The sequence below is a fragment of the Thermodesulfobium sp. 4217-1 genome, assembly GCF_039822205.1.
Classification (GTDB): Bacteria; Thermodesulfobiota; Thermodesulfobiia; order Thermodesulfobiales; family Thermodesulfobiaceae; genus Thermodesulfobium.
The window spans coordinates 13,579-38,418 of record NZ_JBAGBW010000005.1 but is presented as its reverse complement, the minus strand read 5'-3'; the positions used below and the strand labels follow the sequence as shown (position 1 = coordinate 38,418).

The 24,840-nt window shown below is 35.1% G+C and carries 30 protein-coding genes and 1 tRNA gene; 15 read left to right on the top strand and 16 right to left on the bottom strand.

Annotation, left to right across the window (positions count from 1 at the left end):
• Positions 1 to 26 precede the first annotated feature (26 nt).
• The 5 genes from panD to V4762_RS03185 are packed head-to-tail and all read left to right on the top strand — an operon-like array spanning position 27 to position 3,315.
• Positions 27 to 374, top strand: a complete 348-nt coding sequence (gene panD / locus V4762_RS03205; protein ID WP_347314336.1) for an aspartate 1-decarboxylase — start codon at positions 27 to 29, stop codon at positions 372 to 374.
• The gene (locus V4762_RS03200; RefSeq protein WP_347314335.1) at positions 371 to 1,081 is read left to right on the top strand and encodes a hypothetical protein; all 711 of its coding nucleotides are present in this window, start codon (positions 371 to 373) and stop codon (positions 1,079 to 1,081) included. The genes panD and V4762_RS03200 overlap by 4 nt, the downstream gene beginning before the upstream one ends.
• Before the next feature lie 5 nt (positions 1,082 to 1,086).
• Positions 1,087 to 1,626 (top strand): hypothetical protein, encoded by a 540-nt coding sequence (locus tag V4762_RS03195; RefSeq protein ID WP_347314334.1) that lies wholly within the window; start codon positions 1,087 to 1,089, stop codon positions 1,624 to 1,626.
• Positions 1,626 to 2,555 carry a ribonuclease HIII gene (locus V4762_RS03190; protein ID WP_347314390.1) on the top strand — a complete coding sequence of 310 codons (930 nt, stop codon included), beginning with the start codon at positions 1,626 to 1,628 and terminating at the stop codon, positions 2,553 to 2,555. The genes V4762_RS03195 and V4762_RS03190 overlap by 1 nt, the downstream gene beginning before the upstream one ends.
• Entirely contained in the window at positions 2,542 to 3,315 is a 774-nt protein-coding gene (locus V4762_RS03185; protein ID WP_347314333.1) for an MBL fold metallo-hydrolase, read from the top strand. Before V4762_RS03190 ends, V4762_RS03185 begins: the two co-directional genes overlap by 14 nt.
• 53 nt (positions 3,316 to 3,368) lie before the next feature.
• On the opposite strand, the gene V4762_RS03180 is transcribed toward V4762_RS03185, so the two are convergent.
• The gene (locus V4762_RS03180) at positions 3,369 to 4,652 is read right to left on the bottom strand and encodes a TrpB-like pyridoxal phosphate-dependent enzyme (RefSeq protein ID WP_347314332.1); all 1,284 of its coding nucleotides are present in this window, start codon (positions 4,650 to 4,652) and stop codon (positions 3,369 to 3,371) included.
• 128 nt (positions 4,653 to 4,780) lie between these two features.
• On the opposite strand from V4762_RS03180, the gene V4762_RS03175 reads away from it, so the two are divergent.
• A complete protein-coding gene (locus tag V4762_RS03175) occupies positions 4,781 to 5,212 on the top strand; it encodes a bacteriohemerythrin (RefSeq protein ID WP_347314331.1) in 432 nt (143 codons plus the stop codon).
• A 117-nt stretch (positions 5,213 to 5,329) separates the two neighbouring features.
• Positions 5,330 to 6,502, top strand: coding sequence for a diguanylate cyclase (locus tag V4762_RS03170; RefSeq protein WP_347314330.1), 1,173 nt, complete (start codon positions 5,330 to 5,332; stop codon positions 6,500 to 6,502).
• Between the two features lie 31 nt (positions 6,503 to 6,533).
• Here V4762_RS03170 and rbr read toward each other — a convergent pair whose 3' ends face one another.
• A complete protein-coding gene (rbr, locus tag V4762_RS03165) occupies positions 6,534 to 7,106 on the bottom strand; it encodes a rubrerythrin (protein ID WP_347314329.1) in 573 nt (190 codons plus the stop codon).
• A gap of 12 nt (positions 7,107 to 7,118) precedes the next feature.
• Positions 7,119 to 7,280: a rubredoxin gene (gene rd, locus V4762_RS03160; RefSeq protein WP_347314328.1), complete on the bottom strand. Its 162-nt coding sequence runs from the start codon at positions 7,278 to 7,280 to the stop codon at positions 7,119 to 7,121.
• Between the two features lie 171 nt (positions 7,281 to 7,451).
• On the opposite strand from rd, the gene V4762_RS03155 reads away from it, so the two are divergent.
• Positions 7,452 to 8,549, top strand: a complete 1,098-nt coding sequence (locus tag V4762_RS03155) for a geranylgeranyl reductase family protein (RefSeq protein ID WP_347314327.1) — start codon at positions 7,452 to 7,454, stop codon at positions 8,547 to 8,549.
• Positions 8,550 to 8,574: 25 nt separating this feature from the next.
• Here the strand turns inward: V4762_RS03155 and V4762_RS03150 are convergent, their stop codons facing one another.
• Complete coding sequence (locus V4762_RS03150) at positions 8,575 to 9,345, bottom strand: COG4705 family protein (RefSeq protein WP_347314326.1); 771 nt, start codon at positions 9,343 to 9,345, stop codon at positions 8,575 to 8,577.
• 369 nt (positions 9,346 to 9,714) lie between these two features.
• Here V4762_RS03150 and V4762_RS03145 point away from each other — a divergent pair, with 369 nt between their 5' ends.
• The 3 genes from V4762_RS03145 to V4762_RS03135 all read left to right on the top strand — a co-directional run bounded on the left by V4762_RS03145 (position 9,715) and on the right by V4762_RS03135 (position 12,042).
• The gene (locus V4762_RS03145; protein ID WP_347314325.1) at positions 9,715 to 10,347 is read left to right on the top strand and encodes a flavodoxin family protein; all 633 of its coding nucleotides are present in this window, start codon (positions 9,715 to 9,717) and stop codon (positions 10,345 to 10,347) included.
• Between the two features lie 56 nt (positions 10,348 to 10,403).
• On the top strand, positions 10,404 to 10,808 hold the full coding sequence (locus tag V4762_RS03140; protein WP_347314324.1) for a cupin domain-containing protein: 405 nt from the start codon (positions 10,404 to 10,406) through the stop codon (positions 10,806 to 10,808).
• 64 nt (positions 10,809 to 10,872) lie between these two features.
• Entirely contained in the window at positions 10,873 to 12,042 is a 1,170-nt protein-coding gene (locus V4762_RS03135) for an iron-containing alcohol dehydrogenase (RefSeq protein ID WP_347314323.1), read from the top strand.
• 54 nt (positions 12,043 to 12,096) lie between these two features.
• Here V4762_RS03135 and V4762_RS03130 read toward each other — a convergent pair whose 3' ends face one another.
• The 12 genes from V4762_RS03130 to V4762_RS03075 all read right to left on the bottom strand — a co-directional run bounded on the left by V4762_RS03130 (position 12,097) and on the right by V4762_RS03075 (position 20,565).
• Positions 12,097 to 12,459: a DsrE family protein gene (locus V4762_RS03130; RefSeq protein ID WP_347314322.1), complete on the bottom strand. Its 363-nt coding sequence runs from the start codon at positions 12,457 to 12,459 to the stop codon at positions 12,097 to 12,099.
• A 59-nt stretch (positions 12,460 to 12,518) separates the two neighbouring features.
• Complete coding sequence (locus V4762_RS03125) at positions 12,519 to 12,881, bottom strand: DsrE family protein (protein WP_347314321.1); 363 nt, start codon at positions 12,879 to 12,881, stop codon at positions 12,519 to 12,521.
• A 32-nt stretch (positions 12,882 to 12,913) separates the two neighbouring features.
• A complete protein-coding gene (locus V4762_RS03120; protein ID WP_347314320.1) occupies positions 12,914 to 13,276 on the bottom strand; it encodes a DsrE family protein in 363 nt (120 codons plus the stop codon).
• A 23-nt stretch (positions 13,277 to 13,299) separates the two neighbouring features.
• Entirely contained in the window at positions 13,300 to 14,262 is a 963-nt protein-coding gene (locus V4762_RS03115) for a (Fe-S)-binding protein (protein ID WP_347314319.1), read from the bottom strand.
• 4 nt (positions 14,263 to 14,266) lie between these two features.
• Positions 14,267 to 14,569 (bottom strand): 4Fe-4S dicluster domain-containing protein, encoded by a 303-nt coding sequence (locus tag V4762_RS03110; protein WP_347314318.1) that lies wholly within the window; start codon positions 14,567 to 14,569, stop codon positions 14,267 to 14,269.
• Between the two features lies 1 nt (position 14,570).
• On the bottom strand, positions 14,571 to 14,813 hold the full coding sequence (locus V4762_RS03105; protein ID WP_347314317.1) for a hypothetical protein: 243 nt from the start codon (positions 14,811 to 14,813) through the stop codon (positions 14,571 to 14,573).
• The gene (locus V4762_RS03100) at positions 14,807 to 16,534 is read right to left on the bottom strand and encodes a CoB--CoM heterodisulfide reductase iron-sulfur subunit A family protein (protein ID WP_347314316.1); all 1,728 of its coding nucleotides are present in this window, start codon (positions 16,532 to 16,534) and stop codon (positions 14,807 to 14,809) included. The genes V4762_RS03105 and V4762_RS03100 overlap by 7 nt, the downstream gene beginning before the upstream one ends.
• Positions 16,531 to 19,119 carry an FAD-dependent oxidoreductase gene (locus V4762_RS03095; protein ID WP_347314315.1) on the bottom strand — a complete coding sequence of 863 codons (2,589 nt, stop codon included), beginning with the start codon at positions 19,117 to 19,119 and terminating at the stop codon, positions 16,531 to 16,533. Before V4762_RS03095 ends, V4762_RS03100 begins: the two co-directional genes overlap by 4 nt.
• A gap of 13 nt (positions 19,120 to 19,132) precedes the next feature.
• Positions 19,133 to 19,522: a hydrogenase iron-sulfur subunit gene (locus tag V4762_RS03090; RefSeq protein ID WP_347314314.1), complete on the bottom strand. Its 390-nt coding sequence runs from the start codon at positions 19,520 to 19,522 to the stop codon at positions 19,133 to 19,135.
• 1 nt (position 19,523) lies between these two features.
• Complete coding sequence (locus V4762_RS03085) at positions 19,524 to 19,775, bottom strand: sulfurtransferase TusA family protein (protein WP_347314313.1); 252 nt, start codon at positions 19,773 to 19,775, stop codon at positions 19,524 to 19,526.
• Positions 19,772 to 20,158 (bottom strand): ArsR/SmtB family transcription factor, encoded by a 387-nt coding sequence (locus V4762_RS03080; protein ID WP_347314312.1) that lies wholly within the window; start codon positions 20,156 to 20,158, stop codon positions 19,772 to 19,774. Before V4762_RS03080 ends, V4762_RS03085 begins: the two co-directional genes overlap by 4 nt.
• Positions 20,159 to 20,488: 330 nt before the next feature.
• Positions 20,489 to 20,565, bottom strand: a tRNA-Arg gene (locus V4762_RS03075).
• A gap of 58 nt (positions 20,566 to 20,623) precedes the next feature.
• Here V4762_RS03075 and V4762_RS03070 point away from each other — a divergent pair.
• From V4762_RS03070 to V4762_RS03055, 4 genes are all read left to right on the top strand, one after another.
• Positions 20,624 to 21,628 (top strand): M23 family metallopeptidase, encoded by a 1,005-nt coding sequence (locus tag V4762_RS03070; RefSeq protein ID WP_347314311.1) that lies wholly within the window; start codon positions 20,624 to 20,626, stop codon positions 21,626 to 21,628.
• Between the two features lie 66 nt (positions 21,629 to 21,694).
• Complete coding sequence (locus V4762_RS03065; RefSeq protein ID WP_347314310.1) at positions 21,695 to 22,603, top strand: NAD(P)/FAD-dependent oxidoreductase; 909 nt, start codon at positions 21,695 to 21,697, stop codon at positions 22,601 to 22,603.
• Positions 22,604 to 22,606: 3 nt separating this feature from the next.
• Positions 22,607 to 23,944 (top strand): SH3 domain-containing protein, encoded by a 1,338-nt coding sequence (locus V4762_RS03060; protein ID WP_347314309.1) that lies wholly within the window; start codon positions 22,607 to 22,609, stop codon positions 23,942 to 23,944.
• Positions 23,945 to 23,991: 47 nt separating this feature from the next.
• Positions 23,992 to 24,837 carry a fructose 1,6-bisphosphatase gene (locus tag V4762_RS03055; RefSeq protein ID WP_347314308.1) on the top strand — a complete coding sequence of 282 codons (846 nt, stop codon included), beginning with the start codon at positions 23,992 to 23,994 and terminating at the stop codon, positions 24,835 to 24,837.
• The last annotated feature ends 3 nt before the right edge of the window (positions 24,838 to 24,840 follow it).

Below are 24,840 nucleotides of genomic sequence, written 5' to 3'. Positions count from 1 at the left end.
TTAGCTATAAAATATAGAGGTGAATAATGTTTATTAAGATGCTTAAATCAAAGATTCACAGAGCAACAGTAACCGATACAAACCTTAACTACGAAGGAAGTATTTCTATAGACAAGGATTTGATGGATAAGGCGAAAATTGTGCGCAATCAGGCTGTAAATATTTTTAATATAAATAATGGCGAGCGATTTGAAACCTATGTGATTGAGGGGGAAAAGAATTCTGGCATGATAGGCCTAAACGGAGCCGCAGCTAGGCTTGCAGAGCCTGGAGATCTGATTATTATTGCTGCATATTCTTGGGTTGAAGAAAAAGAGATTGAAAAATTTGCTACAAAAATAGTTCATGTAGATAGCAAGAATAGGGTTGTATGAATGAAATAGATCAGCAAGAACTAAAAAAGGTTATACGTAAAAATTCGATTCTGATAGCTATAACTTCTGTATTTTTTACTTTGATTATAGTATTGTCGGATTATCTGAATCAGGGTCCAATGTTCAAGCTGATTATGTTAACTCTTTCTTTATTGGTTATATTATTAATTTTAGCAAGGGCTTTTAATATTAGAAGTAAAAATTTTATTTACGAAAGATTTAATATTGGCTCATATAGTGTTTCTGAAGAGCTTGGCAAGGAGTTGGAGACAATTGCATCTGATTCTTTGGTCTATATTCATTACCCGGGCAGATATGGAGATATCTTGTACTTACTTGTTGTTCAGGGTAGCGGTATCTTTATTGTAAACGTGTGCTACACTCAGGGTTCTTTTTCTATTGTAAACAATGAAATATTGTTAGATAGTGTCAAGCCTAAAAGAGATCTGCTAACAAGGGCATTAAAGAATAAAGTTTGGTTGGAGAATGAAATTAGGAATTCTTTTAAAGAAGAGATCAATGTCTTTTCAGTAATTGTTTTTGTCAATTCTGATATTAATGGTATTTTAGAAATAAATAATGTATATTTAATGAATAGAGGTAGTCTTTCAGATTTCTTAAATATAAAAAGAGATATTAAGATAAGCATGAAAGATCTTTCGAAGTTACTAAGGAAGCTTAGAGAAAAATATAGCCTGGAGGTATAAATAAGATGAACGATAATGAAAATGTTGAACAACGCATAATTGATAAAATTGGAAATCTTGACTCTGGAAGACCAAACCTTGGGCTTTTGATGCCCGTGTTTATGTTTAGATTTTTCTTTTTGTCTATTCAAGAAAAACTTAAAGAAAAATTTGGCCAGCTTGAAACAGAGAAAATTTTATATGATGCTGGATTTTTAGCAGGAAATGAATTCTGTGAAAACTTTGTTTCATATGAAAACGATATTAAAAATTTTTTAGTTTCGTTGCAAACGTCATTTAAAGAACAAAGAATTGGAATTTTACAGTTGGAAAACATGGACTTAAATTCTTTATATTTTGAGGTTAGCATTTCTGAAGATGTTGACTGTTCTGGTGCCCAGCATGAGGGGCGATATGTGTGCAGTATGTGCGAGGGATTTTTATCGGGAATATTTAGCTTTTACTTCAAAAGAATTCTTGAGGCAAAAGAACTTGAATCGTGGACTAGCGAAATTCCTAAGTGCATTTTTGAAATAAAGCCCAAAAAGACGAAAAAGCCTTCTTGATGTTAGATGAGGAGTTTGATAAGGTCAAACGCAGGCTGATAGCCTGTGGTTTTTCGTTGAATGATGTTAAGAAGATTCAATATGGATTACAATTCAAGGCTATTTTTGGAGAAGAAGAAGGAATCATAAGGATTTTTGAGAATAAAAAAACAGGTATAAAAATTGATACCTCTTTAATAAAAGGTTCTAATTTAATAAATAAAGTTAAAGCCTGCTTAGAGGTAGAGAACAAAAGATTAAATGCTAAGCCTTCTCTATTGCAAAATTTTGATGACAAATTTGATTTTTATATTGGTTCTGATGAAAGTGGAAAAGGAGACTATTTTGGGCCGCTGGTGGTTGCGGGCGTAATGGTATCTAATGAAAATTTATGCTATTTAGAGAATTTAGGCATTAAAGATAGCAAGTTGCTGAAAGAAGATAAGATTTTTTATCTTGAATCAGAAATAATTAATTCAAAAATTCCTTATAAAAGGATAACTTTACTGCCTGAGAGGTATAACAAGATTTATACAGACTGTTTATTACAAAATACTAATTTAAACGATATTCTTGCTAAAGCTCATTGTGAAGTAGACAGGTCTTTCTTAAATGCCAGCGATAAGTTCAAGATTGTTGTTGATAAATTTTCTATTAACAGTGGTATGGATAATATGTTTGCAAGTTTTAAAAACGTAAAATTTCTTGAAGTAGAGAGATCAGAAAGCAAATTTTTATATGTGGCTGCGGCTTCAATTTTAGCGCGTGCAAAATTCTTGAGAGAGTTGAAAAGGCTTTCTAAAGAAATTGGATTTGTGCTAAAAAGGGGGAGCGTAAATGTCGCCCCTCTTGCGCAACAAATTGTTGACGCGAATGGTTTTGAGGGATTAAAAAGGGTTGCGAAAATACATTTTAAAATCACAAAGGATATAAAATTTGAAAAATGTTGATTTAAACATACTTGCAAGCTCGAGTTCTGGCAATTCTACTTTATTAAGAATTGGTGGGTATAATTTCTTGATAGATATAGGGGTTAGTTGTCTGTATCTTAAAAACTCTTTGAGCTCCTTAATGATGGATATTGGAGATATAGATGCGGTTTTTATTACTCATGAGCACATTGACCACGTTAAGGGCTTAGACGTCTTTACGAGAAATCATAATATTCCTATTTTCATCAAAGAGAAATGCTTTGATGTTGTTTCGAAAAAAGTTTTAAGACAAGATTGTTTTCAAATATTGACTGATGATATAAAGTTTAAAGATGTTTGCGTTTCTTTTTTTTCAACCCCTCATGATGCAATAGACCCAGTAGGGTATAGGTTTTCATACAGGGATTTTTGTTTTTCTTATGTTACCGATCTGGGAGAAGTTACGTCTGATGTGAGATATGTAATTGATAACTCTGATCTACTGGTGCTGGAGTCAAATCACGATGTTGAAATGCTTAAAAATGGTTCCTATCCGTATTATCTTAAAAAAAGAATCCTTTCTGCGAATGGTCACCTTTCAAATAAAGATGCAGCGTTTGCACTTCTAAACTCTAAAATCAGGAAGAGGGATATAATTCTTGCTCACCTGAGTGAAAAGAATAATTGTATTGATTTATTAAAAAAAACATATAAAGAAATTTTGGGAAAGTCGAAATTGCCATTTAAGATAAAAATTGCCAAGCCGAGGGAAATAGTTGGTATAAAGCTCAACGTGTAACCTTAGCTGTTTTTTGGATTTAAACGAACAGGTTACACGTTGAAATATTCTGGTTAGCTTATCGGTCTATTTTTTTCATAGGCACTTAGGTCTAAATAACCGTGTCCTGACAGTAGAAACACAATGGTTCTTTCTCTCTTCTCTTCTTTTGCTATTAGCGCCTCATCTATAGCTTTTTTTATAGCATGAGCAGATTCTGGTGCGGGAATTATCCCTTCAGCCCTAGCGAATATCCTTGCTGCTGCAAATATATCCTTCTGATCGTAACTACACGCTTCAATTATTTTATTTTTGTATAAGTTGCTGATTATTGGAGCCATACCGTGATATCGTAATCCGCCTGCATGGATTGGCGGCGGCACAAAGTCATGCCCCAAAGTGTACATAGCAAGTAATGGGGTGAGCCCCATAGTGTCTCCGTAATCATATTCAAATGTGCCCTTTGTAAGGGATGCAGCAACAGAGGGCTCGACAGCTACCAACCTTATTTCTTTGCCTTTAACTTTTTTACTGACAAAGGGGGCTATTAAACCGCCAAAATTAGAACCTCCACCAACACAGCCAATTAAAATTTCTGGCTTTTCCTCGGCTAACTTTAATTGTTTTTTTACCTCTAAGCCGATTATGGATTGATGTAAAAGAACGTGATTTAACACTGATCCGAGCGCATAGTTTGTGTCAGATTTTTTTACAGATTCTTCGACAGCCTCAGATATTGCAATCCCTAAACTGCCGGGAGAATCTGGATCAAGCTCAATAGATTTTCTTCCCGACTCTGTGGTGTTTGATGGGCTTGGTAAAACTTGTGCGTCAAACACTTCCATCAATATTCTTCTGTATGGTTTTTGTTCAAAGCTTGCTCTAACCATAAAAACTTTACAATTTAGATTAAAAAATGAACAAGCCATCGAAAGAGCGCTTCCCCATTGGCCTGCTCCAGTTTCTGTGGTAAGAGATTTTATCCCTTCAATTGAATTAAAGTAAGCTTGAGGTATGGCAGTATTTAGCTTGTGACTACCTGCTGGGGATGTTCCTTCGTGCTTATAATATATTCTTGCAGGGGTATCGAGGTATTCTTCAAGTGCTAAAGCTCTTATTAAAGGTGTAGGTCGATAGCTAAGATATCTTTTTCTTACTTCCTTAGGAATTTCTATCTCTTTTTCCTGGCTAATTTCTTGTTTAATTAAAGATTCTGGAAAAATTGGTCTTAAATCTTCCATTTTAATTGGCTCTTTAGTTACAGGGTGTAGTGGTGGAAGAAGCGGTTCTGGTAGGTCTGTCTGAATATTGTGGTAAAAATCTGGCATTTCTTTCTCATCTAAAATGATCTTTCTCATCTAAACTCTCCTTTTGTGAAATTAATTTTAGTATTATTATGAGATTTATATTATAATAAAATTTACGAAAAATATCAAAAAGCTTAAAATATCTTTAATATTGAATTCTAATGAAAAGGGGTGTTTGGATGGATTCAGATTTGAAAGTGAAGTGGACCCCTGATTTTGAAACAGGTATAGATATTATTGATACTCAGCACATGAAATTGTTCGAGAATATCAATGATCTTTTGGACTCTTGTGAGAAAGGCGAGGCCAAAGAAGGAGTAATTAAAATTTTTGACTTCTTGGAGCAATATGTAATATTTCACTTTGGAACAGAAGAAGATCTTATGATTAAATATAGATATACTAATTATTATCAGCACAGAATGCTTCATGATAGGTTTATTATAGATATGAATGGGCTTAAAAGAGAGTTTTTGAAAAATGGTATTAGCGATAGCTTTCTTATGCTAATAAAGCACTTTGTTATTGATTGGTTAAAGTATCACATAGGTGGAGAAGATAAGAGGTTGGGGGTTTTTCTAATGAGATTTCCAGAGATTGTAAATAGTTAGAGTATGTGATTAATTATGTTGCTGCCATTAAAAGTTCTTTATATTGATTTAACTAAATATTTTCACACCCAAATATTTAATTTGGTAAAAAATAATGTAGAGTCTCTTACGGTGTGTATGAAGTCTGAGGAAATATTTTTAAAAATAAGTGAAATTCAACCAGATCTTATAATGTTTAGATCAAAAAATAACTCTGAACTGCCAATTATTCTAAATAAAATTAAAAAAGAGTTTCCTGATACATTTATTTTGATGTTGCTTGGCAAGGGTACTAATTTAAAGTCTGGACATTGTATTAGTTTTTATTATCTGGACGAAAATTTTAATCAGCTCACTTTTTTAGACTTTTTTCTTAATCTCGTTAAGGAGATTAACGACCAAAAAAAGACGGCCTCTGATGTAAATTTTTACAAAGATATTTGCTTAAATGTACAAAACATGTTTTTTGCTTGCCAATATGATGAAATTGTCTTTATAAACAATAGCTTCTTAAATTATTTTGGGCTTTCTAGTCTTGATGAGTTTAACAAGAAAAATCTCGATATTTATGACTTTTTCTATCCAAGCGAAAAAAGTCTATATAAAGGAGAAGCTTTAAAGGAATGGCTTGAGAAAATTAAAGACATAAAGAAGAATGAAAATGTGATTTTTTTAAAAAATAGTGTCTTATCTAAAGAATTTTCTGTTGAGCCATTCTGGATGGACTATTCGGAAGTAAAAGATCTTGATATAGCTATCATTTCTTTGTTTAGGCTTTCTAATTTAGACAAGTATAAAAATTTTAAAATTATTAAAAGAGTTAGAAATCCTATTACAAATTTGTATGACAAGAAGGTCTTTTTGGAAGAGTTAAAAAAGGAAGCCCAGAGGTCTTTCAGATATAAAAGACCGCTTAGTTTGATTTTCTTATCTAACGATAATTACAACAATATCTATTCAAAATATGGCAAAGAAATAGCTCACAAAGTCTTAAGGGAATTTTGTGATAGAATAAACGATTCTATAAGAAATCTTGACCTCTTTTGCAGTTATTCAAAAAATAAATTTGTTATTTTATGCCCTGAAACAGATATATTTGGCGCTATTTTCGTTGCAAAAAGAATTCGATCGATGATAACAACCCAGACCTATTCTCATGGAGAAAATTTAGATTGTACTTTAGGGGTTACTCAATATCAGCCTCAAGAAGATAATGATGCCTTCGTTCAAAGGTCAATAGAAGCGTGGACTAAGTCAAAGCAAAGCAAAGAAAAAAACGTAGAAGCCATCCTCGTTCCGATTAATTTCTAAGGCGCCACATAGGCGCCTTAGAAAATTTAATTTAATATGGTTCCGAAAAAAGCTCGAAATAAGCTTGTGGATGAAGGCAGCTTGGGCAAGCCTGAGGGGCTTCATTGCCTTCATGAATATAACCGCAATTTCTACATTTCCATACGGTTTTTTGGGACTTTTTAAATACTTCATTAGTTTGTAGATTTGTATATAGTTTTCTATATCTCTTTTCGTGGGCTGTTTCGACCTTTGCTATATTTCTAAATAGCGTAGCAATTTCTGGAAAGCCCTCTTTCTCTGCAACTTCTGCTGCTTGAGGGTATAATACGGTATGTTCTAAGTGTTCTCCTTCTGCTGCAGCTTTTAGATTTTCAAGCGTGCTTCCTACCACACCAGCTGGGTATGATGCAGCAATTTCAACATCTCCGCCCTCAAGAAAGCTAAAAAATCTCTTAGCGTGCTCTTTTTCATTTTCTGCAGTTTCTAAGAACAGTGCACTAATCTGTTCGTAACCCTCTTTTTTTGCTTTTGAAGCAAAAAAGGTATATCTAGTCCTTGCTTGGGATTCGCCTGCGAATGAGGCAAGCAAATTTTTCTCTGTCTGGGTACCCTTTACACTCATACAGTTTCCCTCCTAATCTTGTTTTTTGAAATCAGATTTTGAAGCTCCACAGACTGGACACTGCCAATCATCAGGTATTTTCTCAAATGGCGTATTTGGCTCTATTCCTCCATCTGGATCGCCAACTGCTGGGTCATATACATAGCCGCAAACTGTACAAACGTATTTATCCATAATTAATACCTCCTATAAGTAATTTCTATTATTATATTATACTTTTTAAAATTTTCTTCTTATTAACAATTATACATTTTGATAAGTAAAACTTATAATAAAATAAAAATTTAATGTATTTCCAAAAAAGATTTTGACTCTCTTAGCTTTTATCTTATAATCATAATTCATATGAATAAAAAAATTTTAGAATTTGATGTGGTTATATGTGGTTCAGGGCCCGCTGGGGCTACGGCTGCCGCTTTGTTAGCAAAAAATGGCTTGAAGGTAGCATTAATTGATAAAGAGGATTTCCCTAGGGATAAACTTTGCGGGGGACTATTAACTGAAAAGTCTTATAAGCTGATTGAGTCTATATTTGGAAGTGATTTTTTCGAGCCTGACTTGATAGAATTTTCTTCAAGTAAATTTGAAATTTTTTATGGAAAATTAAAGGTTTTATCAGCACTTTCAAAAAAACTATTTATCTATGTTAACAGGAAAAAATTTGATTTTGCTATTTTACAAAGGGCTTTGGGTTTTCGAGCCTATTTTTTTAACAAAACAAAAGTAATTGATATAGACATTAAAAATATGTCGGTCTTTACAAACAACAATATATTTAAGGGAAAATATATTGTTGATGCCGAAGGGGTAAACAGTGTTGTTAGGGGCTGCTTGATAAAGAATGGCATTTTAGATGATGGTGGATACAAAGAAAACTTAACCCTTGCTATGGAATTTTATGACTATAAATTGACAACCGATCGGGCATCTATCTACTTTGGATTTACAAAATTCGGCTATGGATGGATTTTTCCTAATAAAGAAAGAACTTTAGTCGGTATTGGCGCGCTAATAAGCAAAAATAGAGGCTTGATAAAAAAACAGTTTAAAAATTTCTTAAATTTAATTAAGGTTGAGGGGCCAGCCAACTCTGGTGCCCATTTAATTCCTACAGGCTGGATTCCAGATAGATTGGGGTGCGACAATATATTGTTGGTTGGTGATGCTGGAGGATTCGTAGACCCTATTACAGGTGAGGGGATATACTACGCTATTAAGACTGGCCAGATGGCAGCTGATGCAATTTTGATGTCAGAGAAAAATAAACTTTTTGCTGAGATTAACTACAATTTGTCAGCTCAAAATATTGTTTCTAATTTAAGCAAAAGAAAGACATACAGAAATCTTATTTTTGGTACAAGATTTAGACTTGTTATGAAATTTTTTCTCTTGATTATATTGTTTGCGTTTAAAGACAAGCTGTTAAAGTTTATCCATGAATAAATGATATTTAAAATAAATAAAAAATTTAACCAGGATCGTCAATCTTATAGACAATTAAAAATATCATTACCATAAGAATGGCTGCGGTTAGCACCAAACTAACTGTAAAAGAGCCAAAACCAAGGCCGCCAAATTTTGTCGGCTTGTCTGCCCAGTCAGCAAAAGAAGCTCCAAGGGGTCTAGTCATTATATATGCAATCCAGAATGCAGCTATTTCGTTCAGATCAAACATAAAATATGCGATTATCGGAATAGAAAATATTACTGCAAAAAGCAAGCCTGATTCAAAATACCCAAGATTGAGCGTGAAAGCAGTCATATCTCCGGCTGCTGTTCCAAGAGCAAATGTTATGACTATGGTCGTCCAGTAAAATGCCTCGCGTTGTGGAGTATATATGCTATGTATAGAAAGAGTCTTCTCTTTGGATTTCCAGGCTGCTAAAGTTAGAATTAGAGATATGAGAAAAAATAGAGTGGAAAAGCTGTATGGAACTCCCAAAACTACATGTATTACATCAGCTATCTGCGTTCCAAATATACTAACCATTATTACTGCAAACCAGTAATAATGTGCAAAATATCTATTACTTTTCATTTGTAGCCATATTGAAGCTGCAAAGATTAGGCCGCATGTTATTACAGCTAAATATGGGTTTGTATGAAAAACCAAATAATCTGAAGTAGCTTCTCCCATAGCAGTAGAGAGAAGTTTTGCTATCCAAAAATAAATTGTTATTTTTGGAACTTTTAAAAGATTGTCTTCATTAATAAGCAAATTTGTTATATTTTTACTCACATTTAAACGCCTTGGTAGGGGATTAAATACACTTTAGTAGAAATGATACATCCTAAAAGTTAAATTAGAATTAAAGATTTTTTAAAAAATCATTATATTTTATGTGGACTAAAAAGTTTAATTTAAGTACTTAATTTGATTGTCTATTAACCTTTGGATATACAATAATTATAATGTCAATATATCATTAGTTTTTCATCTTCGTAGTGTATAGTGCTATTAAATGAGCCCGATCTAAATTCATATTTATTAATTTTATTTTTCCAAGACATTTTAACCCATTTACTTTGAGTAGACTCCAGGTGATATATTAATTTTATAGAGCAATGTTTACAATTTTGGCAATAAAAATTTAAAGAGGTGAATATTATGAAAGTGTTACTGGTAAATGGCAGTCCTCATGAGTATGGCTGTACCTATACAGCCCTTAGAGAAATATCAAATGTCTTAGAAAAAGAAGCTTTAGAGAGCGACTTTTTTTGGATAGGCAATAAGCCAATATCTGGTTGTATAGCATGTAAGACGTGTGTGGAGAATAAAAAATGTATTTTTGACGATTGGGTTAATGAGTTTCTAAATATTTCTAAAGAATTTGATGGTTTTATTTTTGGGTCTCCAGTTCATTTTGCATCGGCAAGCGGTGCAATAACATCTTTTTTAGATAGAGTATTTTATACTGATTTGTGTGCTGGATTAAAATCTTTTTACTTAAAACCCGCAGCTGCCATAGTATCAGCAAGGCGTGCGGGCACTACAGCTACCTTTGATCAATTGAATAAATATTTTGGAATTATGCAAATGCCTATTATTACTTCACAATACTGGAATATGGTGCATGGTGCGAATCCTGATGATGTAGCCAAGGACCTGGAAGGATTACAAACAATGCGCACATTGGCAAGAAATATGGCATGGTTCTTAAGGTGTAAAGAGGCAGGAATAAAAGCAGGCATTGAATTGCCTGAGCAAGAAGAGTTTGTTGCAACAAACTTTATTAGATAAGGGTTTAATGTTCAGTTACTAATAAATATGTTTATCAAATATTAAGGAGGTTAAAAATGAGCAATAATGAAAATCAGATTTTTAGCAAAGGCAATCTACTGCCCGAGAATCTTTCAAAATATTTTATTGGTAGAGTTTATCTACAGAAGCTTACAGACAAAGGAGGTCCAATTACAAATGTAACTTTTGAACCAGGTTCAAGAAACAATTGGCACATTCATCACAAAAGTGGACAAATACTCCTTTGTACACAAGGGCGTGGATGGTATCAGATTTGGGGAGAAGAGCCTCATCAATTGAATCAGGGCGATGTAGTAGAAATTTTACCTGAAGTAAAACACTGGCATGGTGCAGCCAAAAACAGCTTGTTTTCTCATTTGGCTATGGAAATTCCTGCTGACGGTTCATCTATTGAATGGCTTGAACCAGTCGATGATGAATTTTATAACAAATTGATTTAGGGCATATTTGTTCTTGGCATTAAAGATAATATAAATTAACTCTAAACAATAGGAGGTTTTAGCTGTGTACAATTTTGTATTTCAAAACACAACAAAAGTTTATTTTGGGGACAATCAGCTCTCTCACCTTGGAGAGGAAGTAAAGCAGTTTGGGACAAGGGTGCTTCTTACCTATGGAGGAGGCACAATTAAAAAGATTGGTCTTTATGACAAGGTTATTGATGAACTGAAAAAAGCTAATCTTACAGTTTTTGAGTTGTCTGGCATAGAGCCCAACCCCAGACATACAACTGTCAACAAAGGCGCAGATATCTGTAAAAAAGAAAAAATTGATGTGCTGCTTGCTGTCGGGGGAGGTTCTACAATAGATTGTACAAAGGTAATTTCAGCGACAACCTTTTATGATGGTGACAGTTGGGATCTTGTGACGCACAAAGCTCCTGTTGCAAAAACTTTGCCTATTTGCACAGTCTTAACCCTGTCAGCAACAGGATCGGAAATGGATTCGGGAGCAGTTATCAGTAATCTACAAACAAATGAGAAATACGGCCTTATGCACCCTCTCCTTTTGCCGAAGGTTTCTTTTCTTGATCCTACAAATACTTTTTCTGTAAGCCCATATCAGACTGCTTGCGGCAGCGCAGATATTCTGTCTCATATTTTCGATATATTTTACTTTAACAAATCAGAAAAAATAGACATGATAGAACGCGTTACAGAAGATGTTATAAAGACTGTTATAAAATATACTCCAATTGCTATCCAAGAACCGACGAACTACCAGGCAAGGGCAAATCTAATGTGGGCATCAACCTGGGCTTTAAATGGCTTCTTGCAAACAGGCGGTGAATTTCATGCTCCCTGTCATGCAATGGAGCATGAACTTTCTGCCTTTTATGATATTACTCACGGCTTAGGTCTTGCTATACTTACGCCTCGTTGGATGGAATATATTTTGGATGAATCAAATGTCTTACAGTTTAAAAAATTTGGGATTAATGTCTTTGGCATCGATCCTAAACTGCCCGATATGGAGATTGCAAGAAAAGCAATATCTTCATTAAGTGATTTCTTGTTCAATAAAATAAATCTTAAAAGCACCCTTCATGAAATTGGCATCGATGACAAGAATTTCAAGACTATGGCACACAAGGCTTGTAGGGGCGGGGTATTGAGCGGGTTTAAACCGTTGACTGAAGAAGATATCGAGAAGATATATAGGATGTGTTTGTAGAATTTAAAAGAGCCCCGTATCTAAAATTATTTTTTAGATACGGGGCTCTATAAGTTAATAATTTAATACTGAATTTGCTTCCAATATTTCTTTAATGGCTTTCCCTGCTTTTGTGAGCTCGCAGCCATCAACTATCATTTCTTTTGTAATATTTCTCTCCTCGCAACAAGGTATACAAAGGAATATCTTTCCGCCATTCGAAAGAAAGGTCTCCACGTGCTTTTTTATTGGATCGTGTCCTGGAGCTTTTATGTGTTCGTATGTGCCCTTTGTTACAGTGTATACTCCACTTGCCTGAAGGCAAACTAATACCTCAGCGTCCATCGCAAGGGCTGCATTGGCCATTACATAAGCGAGTGTAGCCTTTTCAGGATCTTCTGGTCCCGTTGTTGATACAACTATCAATTTTTCGCTCATTTTGAATTTTTCTCCTTAATTTAATTTCGAATCTTGTTATGAAAATATTATTTTAGATTTTAGTAGTTTAATGTGGTTTTTGCTTCCAATATAGCTTTTACTGCCTTGCCGGACTTTGCCATTTCGCACCCTTCAAGTATTTGATCTTGAGAGATATCTCTTTCTTGGCAACAAGGGATGCAAACATAGAATTTCCCGCCATTCGAAAGAAAGGTTTCTACGTGCTTTTTTATCGGATCGTGTCCTGGAGCTTTTATGTGTTCGTATGTGCCCTTCGTTACAGTGTATACACCGTTTGATTGGAGAACCATTAATACCTCAGCGTCCATCGCAAGGGCTGCATTGGCCATTACATAAGCGAGTGTAGCTTTTTCGGGATTTTCTGGTCCAGAAGATAGGGTAATTACAAGTTTTTCACTCATTTCTTCCTCCGATTAAATTTTTGGATTGACAATCAATAAAACATTACTAAGTCTGACTCTGATATGTCTAACATTGCTCTTCCTGCTCCAACTATTTGTGCATTACTAACAAGATCTTTTTCAGTTATGTTTCTGGCTTTACTTGCACAAACACATAAATAAAATTTACCGCCTTGTTCTATAAAATTTTTTACATAAATTTCTAATGGATCATAATCTTTATACATAATCCTTTCAAACATACCCTTGACTGCTGTAAAAACTCCTCCGCTTTGGAGCCACATAGTAACTTCATAGTCCATTGCAAAAGCAGCGTTTGACATAATGAAAGCACCTATAACTTTCTCAGGATTATCAGGACCCGACGTAAGGGTAATGAACGCCTTTTTAGCCATTTTTCCCCTCCATTTTATGATTTCTATAGATAGGCCTTCACTAAGATTTCAGACAGATCCAGGAAATTATCCTTTGCAGGAGTGCTTTCTTTTAGGTTTAATAAGCAAATTGGACACATCGTAGTTACTACGTTTGAACAGGATAGCAAATCGTTTGCTCTTTTTGACGCAATTTCTTTTGCCTTTTTTGGAAAGAGGGACTCAATTGGGCCACCGCAACAGTGGGTGAGCTTTCTTGAAAGTTCTGGCTCTACACAGTCTACTCCTGCATTTTTTAAAAGATTTCTTGGCTCCTCGATAACCTCTTCATATCTGGCCAATACACACGAATCGTGGATAGCTAATGTCATATTTAGCTTGTTTTGTGGTTTAATTTTCTTCTCGAATAATACTTCAATATAATTTTTTACGTTATAATCAAATTCTGGCAGAATTTTTTTATAAACTTTTCTTAGCATGTGTGTGGTATGCGGGTCAACTGTAATAATATTTTTAACGAAGTTATTTTTAAGAATTTTATTTAGTATTTTAGCTTGATTGATCAGCGGTTCATCTATGCCGTTGTCATATAGAAGGGTCCCGACATAGAGCTCATCTTCATATAGATATCCTGCTTCTACTCCAGCATACTTTAAAAGTTGATAAATATTTTGTAGGCACTTGTTAAATCTTTCTTCTTCTTTCTTCTCGGGCTTTGCTGCATATTTTGACATTGAAGAGAGGTCAACAAATTTGTTAATAAATCTGCCTACTGGTGCAAAGTTCATCAGGGATGATTCTTCAAAGTTTTCATATATAGAAGTTGCAGACTTTGTGATAGGCATCAGTTGATACATGTGACCTGTGTAGATTATTGTTTCTGTGCCCTTCTTTATGTTTAAATCTTTTGCCCATGAGGTTAGACTTTCTTTAGAAACGCTAAATACGGTTTTTCTCTTTTCAAAGTTATCATTTAAAATTCCTAAGACAGCTCCTACTTTGCTCATTTTTTCACACTCCCAGCTTGCTTTTAGCAAGATAGCTTCTGATTAGCCTTATATTTTCTGTTATGTTTACTTCATGGGGGCACTGCTCTTCACACATCCTACACAAAAGGCATGAAAATATCTGATCTGTGCTCTCAAGAATTTTCTCTTCATCGCCCAAAAGAACATATCTAAAGAGTTTTCTGGGTAAAATATCAAAACCTACTGGGCACAGTGCCGAGCAAGTCCCGCAATTAAAACATGCCGATGCGTTAAAATTTTCATCTATTTTAATTTTATCTATTAATCCAGAATTGACTTTTATCATATTATTTCTCCTTGAGAGCGTATTTATAGTAATCATCTCGTCTCTTTTTCGGAAGCTCTTCCACAAGATTGTATCTTCTCATTGCCATTAGGTGCATAGTGACTTCGTAGCTGGGTACATTTAGCTCTTGTGAGAGTTCTGGGATTGTTTTGGGCTCATTTTTAAGTAAAGAGGCTATTTTTTCATGAAAATACATTTCGCTCTTGATAACTTGTAATGGTGGCCTAATAAATTTTTTTAGCATTCTTTTGCCTCCAAAAGCATAGAATCTATCATAGAATTTATTTGAGAGTGTGTGTAGCCAAGAACTTCGAGAGCGTCTTCGGGGCAATCTGGAACACAGCCACCGCATCCTTTACAAATAGCTGGGTTTATATCTGCAATTGCTTTATCGTTTTTGCTTACAAAAGATATTGCTTCGTATGGGCATGAGTGTTCACAAAGTTTGCAACCTGTGCATTTTTCTTCTATTACATGTGCAATTGTTGGTTCAATGTCTACATAGCCCTTAATGAGAAGAGATGCTGTTTTTGATGCAGCAGCCATCGAGCTTGCTACGCTTTCTGAGATATTTTTCGGTCCCTGTGACGTTCCTGCTATGAATATACCGTCTATTACAGTTTCCACTGGTCTTAATTTTGGATGTATTTCATTATAAAATTTATCTTTACCAATTGGAGTTTTTAGAATATTGTTTAGCTCTGCGTTTTCATTCGCTACCATGCCATTTACTAAAACTAACAAGTCGCAGGGGATTAGAATATCATCTTTTGCTATAAGCCTATCTTTTACCAATATCTTTATTCTTTCACCTTTGGAGCTGATATCTGGCGGACTTTCTTCATCATATTTAAAGAATAATGCGCCGCGCCTAAGGTTTTCTTCATAATATTCCTCGTATTTGCCATAGGTTCTAATATCTCTATAAATGTGGTATTGCTTCAATTTAGGATCGATATCAAAAGCTAAAAGAGACGTATAATTGGCAGCGCTGCAGCAATATCTGGAGCAATACTTATTTCCATCTTCCTTAGTGCTTTCCCTCGACCCAACACAGTAAACATAGGCTATCTCTCTAACTCTTTGACCGTTAAAGATTAATTCGCCTTTTTTAGAATTATTTGATAATAATTTCTTAAAATCCACCAATGTTATTACATTAGGATGTCCATAACCAAACTCATTGGGTTCTGGAGTATAAGGTTTAAATCCAGTTGTCAAAATTATTGAACCAACATTTAGAGTTAATTTCTCGTTTCCAGAAACTATATCGCATTCAAAATTACCAACACTGCCTTGTTTTTTTGTTAATTTTGCATTTGTGTAAATGTTTATGTTGTCTCTCTTTTTAATTTCTTTTGCAAGGGCGTCTATTAGCTCATAACCGTTTTTCTTGTCTGGGAAGACCATTCCTATATCGTTTAGATTTCCGCCTATTTTCGATTCTTTCTCTACTACGTGAGCAAAAATTCCCATTTCAGATAGCGCTAAAGCACACCTTAGTCCAGATATGCCGCCTCCTATTATTAGGGCTTGATTTACAGTATTTACTCTTAACGGAGTAAGGGGGATTGAGTTTCTGGTCTTCGCTATACCTGCTCTGACTAAATCTATTGCTTTTTCAGTGGCAGCTTCTTTGTTGTGGGTGTGTGCCCATGAGCATTGCTCTCTGATATTTACCTGAGTATACTGATATGGGTTAAGTCCTGCTCTTTGTGCCATATTTTGAAATGTTTTTAAGTGTAGTTTTGGCGAGCATGATGCTATTACAATTCCATCAAGATTCTTTTCTTTTATAGCGTTTATCATTTCTGTTTGAGCGCTATCAGAACAGGTGAACATATTCGTTTTAGCGAATGCTACGCCTTCTTCACCCGAAATTGTATCCTTTACCTTTTCTACATCCACAAAGTCAGATATATTTCCTCCGCAATAACAAACAAAAACGCCAATTTTATCGCTCATAGCCCCCTCCTCTTTTTTGAAATATATCCGGCTGCTTGTGCCGCAGCAGCTCCGGCATGAAGGACCGAATCGGGGATATCTTTTATAGCGGTTGATGTTCCTGCGACAAATATTCCATCTATCGAGGTTTTTGCTGGTTCTATGTTTTCGTCCACTTCTTTTACAAACATATGTTCGTCTGAGTCTAGTTTTAAATCCTTGAATGGCTCAAAAGCTGATGTGTTTGACAGTAAGCCGACTGATAATATTACCATATCGTGATTTGCAATTTTTACCTGACCATCTTCCTCGATATCCTCGTAAAATAGATTTAGATTGCTCTCTTCATCTTCTTCAATTCTTGCAACCTTCCCCTTTACAAATCTGATGCCCATTTCTTTGGCCTGATGATAAAATTCTTCATATCCCTTGCCGAAAGCTCTTATATCAATGTAATATATTGTCAGATCGGCAACAGGTAGCGCTCCCATAATAAGCTGGGCCTGTTTTAGCGAATACATACAACAAACTCTGGAGCAAATATTGTTGTTTACCTTTTTATCACGAGAGCCTACGCACAGTATCATAGCAATATTTGAGGGAACCTTACCGTCTGATGGCCTTATAACAGCGTTATACGGCCTGGTTGGGGCGAGTATTCTGTCTATCTGCATTGCATCTATGACGTTTGGAAATCTACCGAATCCAAATATTTCTTTTTTGCTTGCGTCAAACAGCTTGAATCCTGTGGATACAATTACGGTATCCACTTCTATTTCGTAGTTTACAGGTCTAATCGAGAAATCTATAGCGTTTGCAGGGCAAATGTTTACGCATTGGTGACATTCGCTGCATCCACCACAATCTAAGCAGCCTGTGGCGTACTTTTTTACCTCTTCTTCAGATATGGTTTGCTCTATTTCTTCAAGACTGAGCTTGTCTGGTCTCAGATGTGGTAAAAATTGCATATGTTTTGGGAAACTTGAATTGTAACGTTCTTTTATCTCATTTGGTTTTACGGCGGGGAGTCTGTCATCAAATTTCTCCGAATGTAGATCTGTATTATTTAAAAATAGATCTACATAAAATGCAGCCTTTTTAGATGTTGAAATAGCTTTAAGAATGTTTGAGTGTCCGCTTGTTACATCTCCACAAGCAAATATCCACGGAATTTGAGTTTGTTGGAATTCGTTTACCTTCAATGAGCTTGACTCTAATTCAGACCCCTTTAAGATAGACAAGTCAGGCTTTGGATCGATTGAGTAAATTATGAAATCTGCATTCTCTAACTTGTCGAGCTGTGAATTTAGGACTAATTTTGCCCCTTCGTTTACAGTATCGTCAATTTCTTTCTTTGAAGCGCTCATATCAATCCTGTCTTTTTCAAAATGTATTGAAACATTTGCCTTGTGTCTGAGCGCTATTCTGGCACAGTGCATAGCAATATTGTTTCCACCAAATACAACTACGTTTTTAGAATTAAGAGATTCATGGTTTTCTTTGTTTTGCAAAAATGATATTGCATCTATAGCATTTTTTTGCTTTAGGACATCAGGATATTCACCCTTGTCATAGCAGGTTCCAGTCGATAATAAAACTGCTTCAAATCCATCATCTTTTAGTTTCCCTAAGGAAGATACTGTAGTATTTAGTTTTACTTCGATATTTTGATATGAAGTTATCTCTTCGATATCTCTGTCTAAGAGATATTTTGGCAGTAGATAGTCTGGTATTAGTTGAAGCTTTCCGCCTAATTTATCAGAGGATTCGAAGATAGTTACTTTGTAACCTTTTTTGGTAAGATAATACGCTGCGCTCAATCCTGATGGACCAGAGCCTACAATTGCAATTTTCTTATCTAATATATTCTTTGGTTCTTTTTTCTGAGGTGTAGGGAAGCTTTCAAAGTGCTTGTCTGCTATGTATCTTTTTATGTTTCGAATAGGAATAGAACCTTCTAACTGGTTTCTTGTGCATCTCTTTTCGCATGGCGCAGAACAGATTCTACTGAGAGTTCCGACCATCGGCGAATCTTCAAGATGCAAGCTATATGCTTCTTCAAATTTTCCAGATCTTGACAGTGAAACCAATCCGTGAGCCTTTACGCCAACAGGGCATACAAAAGTACAAGGAGATGTTCCAAATTTTTCTATTACAGCTTTTTTTGGAACTGCTTGAGGAAATGCAATGTATGCTGCTCTCCTGGGAATCAAGTCGCAATTAAATTGATCGAGCAGGGGAACAGTGCATGCAAGCTCGCACTGGCCGCAGCCAGTGCATTTAGCAGGATCTACAAAAGACGCTTTTTTAAGAATTTTAGCAGTAAACGAATCCTCTTTTTTCTTTATTTCCTCTACCTCGCTATAATTTAACACGGTAATATTATTATGAGCAGCAGTAGCAGCCATTTTTGGCGTAGATATGCAGCTTGAACAGTCAAGGGTAGGAAATACTTTGCTAAGTAATATCATCTTGCCGCCAATACTGGATTCTTTTTCTACAAGAAGCACTTTAAAACCCATGTCGCCAAGCAAGATGGATGATTCCATCCCTGCAATTCCCCCACCTACAACTAATGCATCGAATTTTTTATAGTCACTCACCATTTGCTCCTTATAGTTAGTTATTTAACTCACTTAATGCTTTGTGAAACTTTTTAATATGTGAGACAAATGATTCGGCACAAACTGAGCATATTGCAGCCATTTTTATCCTTCTGGGATCTAAATTATTTGCTTTAAGGAGTTCTTGAGACTTTTCAACTATTTTTGCAGTTCTATCAGTGCAATCAGTTAAATATGGGCAGTCTGTACCATCAGCAGCTACAAATACTCCATCAAAACCACCTTTTATGGCATTTAAAATCCATTTTGGACTTATGCCACTAGAGCAAGGAACTGTGATGATCTTTACTGATTCTGGATAGTCCATGTGAGATGCCCCTGCAAGATCAATGCCAGGATCTGAAATATTATTTGTTGAAAAAACTAAGATTTTTGGATTTGACAATTTATTTTCCTCTTTTTACATAAAGCTTCCAGTATCCAGCTTCTTCAACGTCACCTAAAAATTCATGTCCAACCTTTTCTGCCCATAAAGGTAGATCCTCATTCGTGCCCTCATCGGATGACAAAACTTCCATAATTCCTCCAATAGGTATAGAGACGATTTGTCTTTTGGCTGCAAGTAATGGTCCTGGACAGGCGCTTCCTCTTGCATCGACTGATGTATCAACTTTTAAGCTTTTTAAATCTAAACTCATGGTAGCCTCCTAAGATTATTTTTTGTTTTAAAACATAAGAAATTGCTTTCTATACTCATCTCTTTTGCAAAATTTCCTTGTTTTTTCATCGTTTCATAAAGGATTTGTCTTATAATGCTACAAGCATCACCTAACCTTTTGTCTGAAAGTGAATAGAATATAGTTTTGCCTTCTTTTCTGGTATCAACTAAATTGTGCGATCTAAGTATAGCTAAGTGCTGGCTAACCGTAGATGGTCTGGCATCAATTGTTTTTGATATTTCAGTTACGTTAGCCTCTCCTTCGGAAAGCATAGCTATTATCATCAACCTTTTTGGACTAGAAAGGCTTTTGCAAAGTTCTGCATGAGCTTCAAAGAGCTGTAACAAATTAATTTCTTTCACCTCCTCATAAACTTATATTCATACATTCGAAGATAAGTTTATATTATCTTTTTTATTTTGTCAATACACTTGTGTTAATTTCAAAAAACTATATATAATCCATTCTATATTAAAATACAATTAAAAATATTGTTTTTATGCTAATAATGTTTGACATATCCTTTTTAAAAATTTATACTTTTAAAGTTGTCTTGGATTTATTCTTAATCTAAATCTAATGAAGATTATTTATTTTGTCTGATGAAATTGCTTAAATGGGGCAAAGGGAAACAATGGCTTTTCAGGAGGTAAACAATAAATGAGGTTTTTTTCTGTAAATGGAACTTAAAATGGCGTGCCCGACAGGATTCGAACCTGTGACCTTTGGATTCGTAGTCCAACGCTCTATCCAACTGAGCTACGGGCACAACGTATTTGATTATATCATAATTTTTAAATCAAATTTAAATTTGAGAGGTGATTTTATTGCTTAATTGGTTAAAGAATCTTAGTTTTAGCAGTATAAAGACTTTTTTGAAAGAGTATAAAAAGGAGATATTTTATTTTTTTCCAATTGTTCCGCTTTTAGTAATCGGGTTGTTTCTTACTAATTACGCCAATTCACATTCACAAAATGCTGGCTTTTCAAGGGTTTCTATTCAGAGCCTACCAGCAGATAGCAGCAAAAAGGTTCTGAACAACTCAAAGATTCAGATTCAGCAATATACAGTGCAAGATGGAGATACCCTTGATGGTATTGCCCAGAAATTTAATGTTAGTTATCAGACTATTAAACTTTTGAATAACATTAATGATGAAGGATATCTTAAAATTGGACAAAAATTAAATATTCCTAACATGAACGGTGTTATGTATACAGTGCAAGATGGAGATACTCTTAGTGAAATTTGTAACATTTATGGAGTTGGCGAGGAAAGAATTTTAAAGGCAAATAACATTCCAGATTCTCAACTCCTCCAGGCAGGTCAGAATATATTTATACCAGGGCTTGATGTGGTATCTGAGGTTGTGAATAAGTGGACAACAGATAGCAATAGCGGCTATACTCGCGTCGCCCTTGCTTACAGGGGTAGAGGCTTTCCTGGAGATTTTATATGGCCTGTCGATGGGCCTATTACATCTGGCTTTGGTTGGAGGATTCATCCTATTTTTGGCACTCCAGAATTTCATACGGGTATTGACATAGGAGTTCCCTATGGTACTCCTGTGAGAGCAGCAGATAGGGGAATAGTAACTTATTCTGGTTGGGAACATGGTTATGGAGAGATTGTCACAATAAGCCATGGTGATGGCATTAGTACATCATATTCTCACAATAGCTCTTTAATAGTGTCTGTTGGACAAAGGGTTAGTCAGGGTCAAGTGATTGCTTACGCTGGCAGTACTGGTTGGTCTACCGGGCCACACGTACTCTTTGAAGTGAAGGTTGACGGAAGATATATGAATCCTCTAAATTACTTGCCTAGATAACTTTCTAATTCTATTGTATGCAACAATGGTTTATAATAATTTAGTCATTTTTTGGAGGTTTGAAAATTGAAATATAATGTGATTATTTTAGGGGCTGGTCCTGCCGGCTTGTCGGCTGCGGTCTATATGGCGAGGGCAAATATTTCGACCTTAGTCTTAGGCTTGCCTGATGGTTCCAGGGCGTCTTGGGCACATAACATTGAGAATTACCTTGGCTTTCCAGATGGTATTTCTGGAAAAGAATTTAAAGAAAGATCGGTTGCGCAAGCAAAAAAATTTGGAGCCGTTATAGCAGAAGAGGAAGTAATTGCTTCCAATTATTCTGAAAATGGTGGCTTTTATGTGGAAACCAGTAAAGAAAATCGCTACGAAGCTGATTTTCTAATCTTAGCTTTAGGTTTGAGCGTTAAGCCTTCTGGTGTTAAAAATGAAGTAGAGTACATTGGTAAGGGAGTTTCATATTGCAGCACTTGTGATGGGTTTTTTTATAAAGACAGACCTGTGGTCGTGATAGGTAATAAAGATCTGGCTGCTAAAGAGGCTCTTGATCTTGTACCCTTTGCATCAAAAATAACAGTAGTTTCTCATGAAAAAAAGTTTGACATGTCTGAGAACTTTTTAAGTAAGCTAAAACTAAACAATGCCGATCTAGTTACGGGCAAAGCCCTTGAGATAGTTGGCGATAGTGAAAAAGTTAGCGGTGTTTTAATGGATAACAATGAAATTATAGCTACTGATGGGGTTTTCTTTGCTTTGGGAAATATGGGCTCTCTTGATATAGCCAGGTTTTTAGGCATTGAGATCAACGAAAAGTCAAAAGCTGTTATAGTTGATAAATCGATGAGGACCAATATTCCAGGGATATATGCCGCAGGAGATTGCACAGGAGAACCATATCAGGTTTCTACTGCTGTTGGAGAGGGTGCTATCGCTGCTCTGGAGATTATACACGAAATACGCAATAAGAAAGGATGAGAAATGAATAATTTTAAGAGGGTTCTTTTATTTATTGCTTTCTGGGGACTTTTGTTCTCCACTGCATATGCTGCTGCCTTTACCCCTGATGGTAATCTTGTAGGGAATAATATACCTGTGAGAGAGGGTCCTAGCACGAGTTACAAAATTATAAAAATAATTAATCAAACTACGCCAATTCAGTCTGTTGAAAAACAGGCAGATTGGTATAAGGTTAAATTTCAGGACAATTCAGAGGGTTGGGTTATAGGCTATTTCGTCTCTCTTACGAAACAGGCCCCTGGATCTGTTATTACTTTTGATAAATTAAAAGATATTAAGGCTCTTGGCGTTCAAAATGAAAAAGACGTATGGGCTGCTACGAGTTTTGGCATTTTTTTGATCCAATCTGCATCCAAGGTTGTGCCTTACAACGATGGTTATCCTTTGGGATATGAAGTAGAAAAGTTTTATTTTGATAATAACAACGTCTATGCTCTTTTCAAAAAGGGTGATAACGATAGAAAAATTATGTACTTAAAGGATAATAAGTGGGTAGGTATAAACTCTAAATTTGATTATAGTACCGTTTATTATCAAGGAGATTCTAATTTTTGGCTTGGTGGCAAAAATGGAATTGAACTCTGGAATCTTAGAGAGCCAAAACTTGTAGCTTCCTTCCCTGAGAAGAGCTTTCATGCTTTTAGCTCTGTGATGAGCATTTATAGGGATTCCAATGATCTTTGGGTCGGGACAGAAAAGGGTCTGTACAAGATGGATCTTAAGACAAATAAAATTACTATATATTCTGAAAAAGATCATATAATAATGGGCGCATTTACTTTGATTTTGGGTGACAAGGATAAGATCTATGCTATTTCAAGAGAAGCAAATATGTTGGGACTAAATATATCGTCTGCTATCAATATTTTTGACAAAAAATCTGGTAAGTGGATAAATTATTTGCCTGCTGACTATCCGCCTGGTATCACGTCTTACCCGTGGATCGAAAATGGTATTGTAACTGATGACGGCGCATGGTTTAGCGTTTTTCAAGACCAATCATCTCTTGTAACTGGCTATGGAGTTGTCCAATATACCAGGAAGGGCAATAAGTTTAAAGATTATTACGTTCCAAAGATTTATTCAGATTCTATTGTAGGTTTCTCATACCAGGATGGCAAAGTGTATATGATGAGCCCAAAGGGAATATTGACTTACAATGAGGCAACTGGTGATTTTGGGAAAATTACGAAGGCTGACGGACTATTGGATAACGATATTAGGGCACTTGCGGTGTATGAAAATACCCTATGGGTTGGCGGTCCTGCTGGTATAACTAGATATAATGTGGCAAAATAGTATTATATTGAAGACGATCATAATAACTATTTTTTGCAGGATTTGTTATGAAAATTAGATTGGATCTAACTAAATTTGAAGTCTCAGGTTATGTCGATAACGCAAGCGTACACCCTGCTGTGATTGAAAGACTTGAGTGCTTTTTATCAGAACTTGTAAGGAATAATGAGATTCTCGACTATAATCTTTTGGCAATTTCAAATACTATACTTTTGCTTATTTCCTCAAATTCTGAAAGTCTTAAAGGCGCTGACGACATCGATCAAATTATTCACAATGCAATGGATAATCTGAAAAAATGTGAATACAATTTTGCTCGCGATATATCTGGACTAAAACATTTTAAAAATATCTACTTTTCTGAGAGAAAACACGAATCTATATTGATCTTTATATCTCTTAACCAGAATGTTTTGCATTACAATTTTAATATTCTAAAAATGTTTATGGAGCCCTTTTCTAATATCGATCTTTTTAAAACTGAGCTTTCTAAACTTTATAACATCAACTTGAGTCTTAAGGGGCATCATAAATCCTATGTCCAATTTAAGGATGTTTTTAAAATTATTAAGGACATAAAAAAATCGAAATCCGACTTTTATATTGAATCTATCAAGGATTGTAAAGATGAATTTATGATGGCCTCTATAGAAGGTTATACCGCTTCACTGTGGAGAGTCTCAGAGCCCTTTTATAATTTAAATTACATTTTAAAAGGCTTGACTTACAAAGTTTTGCCCTCAACCCTTTATGACTCTTCAAATTTTTTGGCTTTTCCAAAATCATTGGCTGTAGGCTTTAGTATTCAAGATGGCAAGCTTTTTGGTCCAGTCGATCTATTTGACAATTCGTTTTTCGATGTTGAAAGAAACAAATTTTATAAAAAATTTTAATAG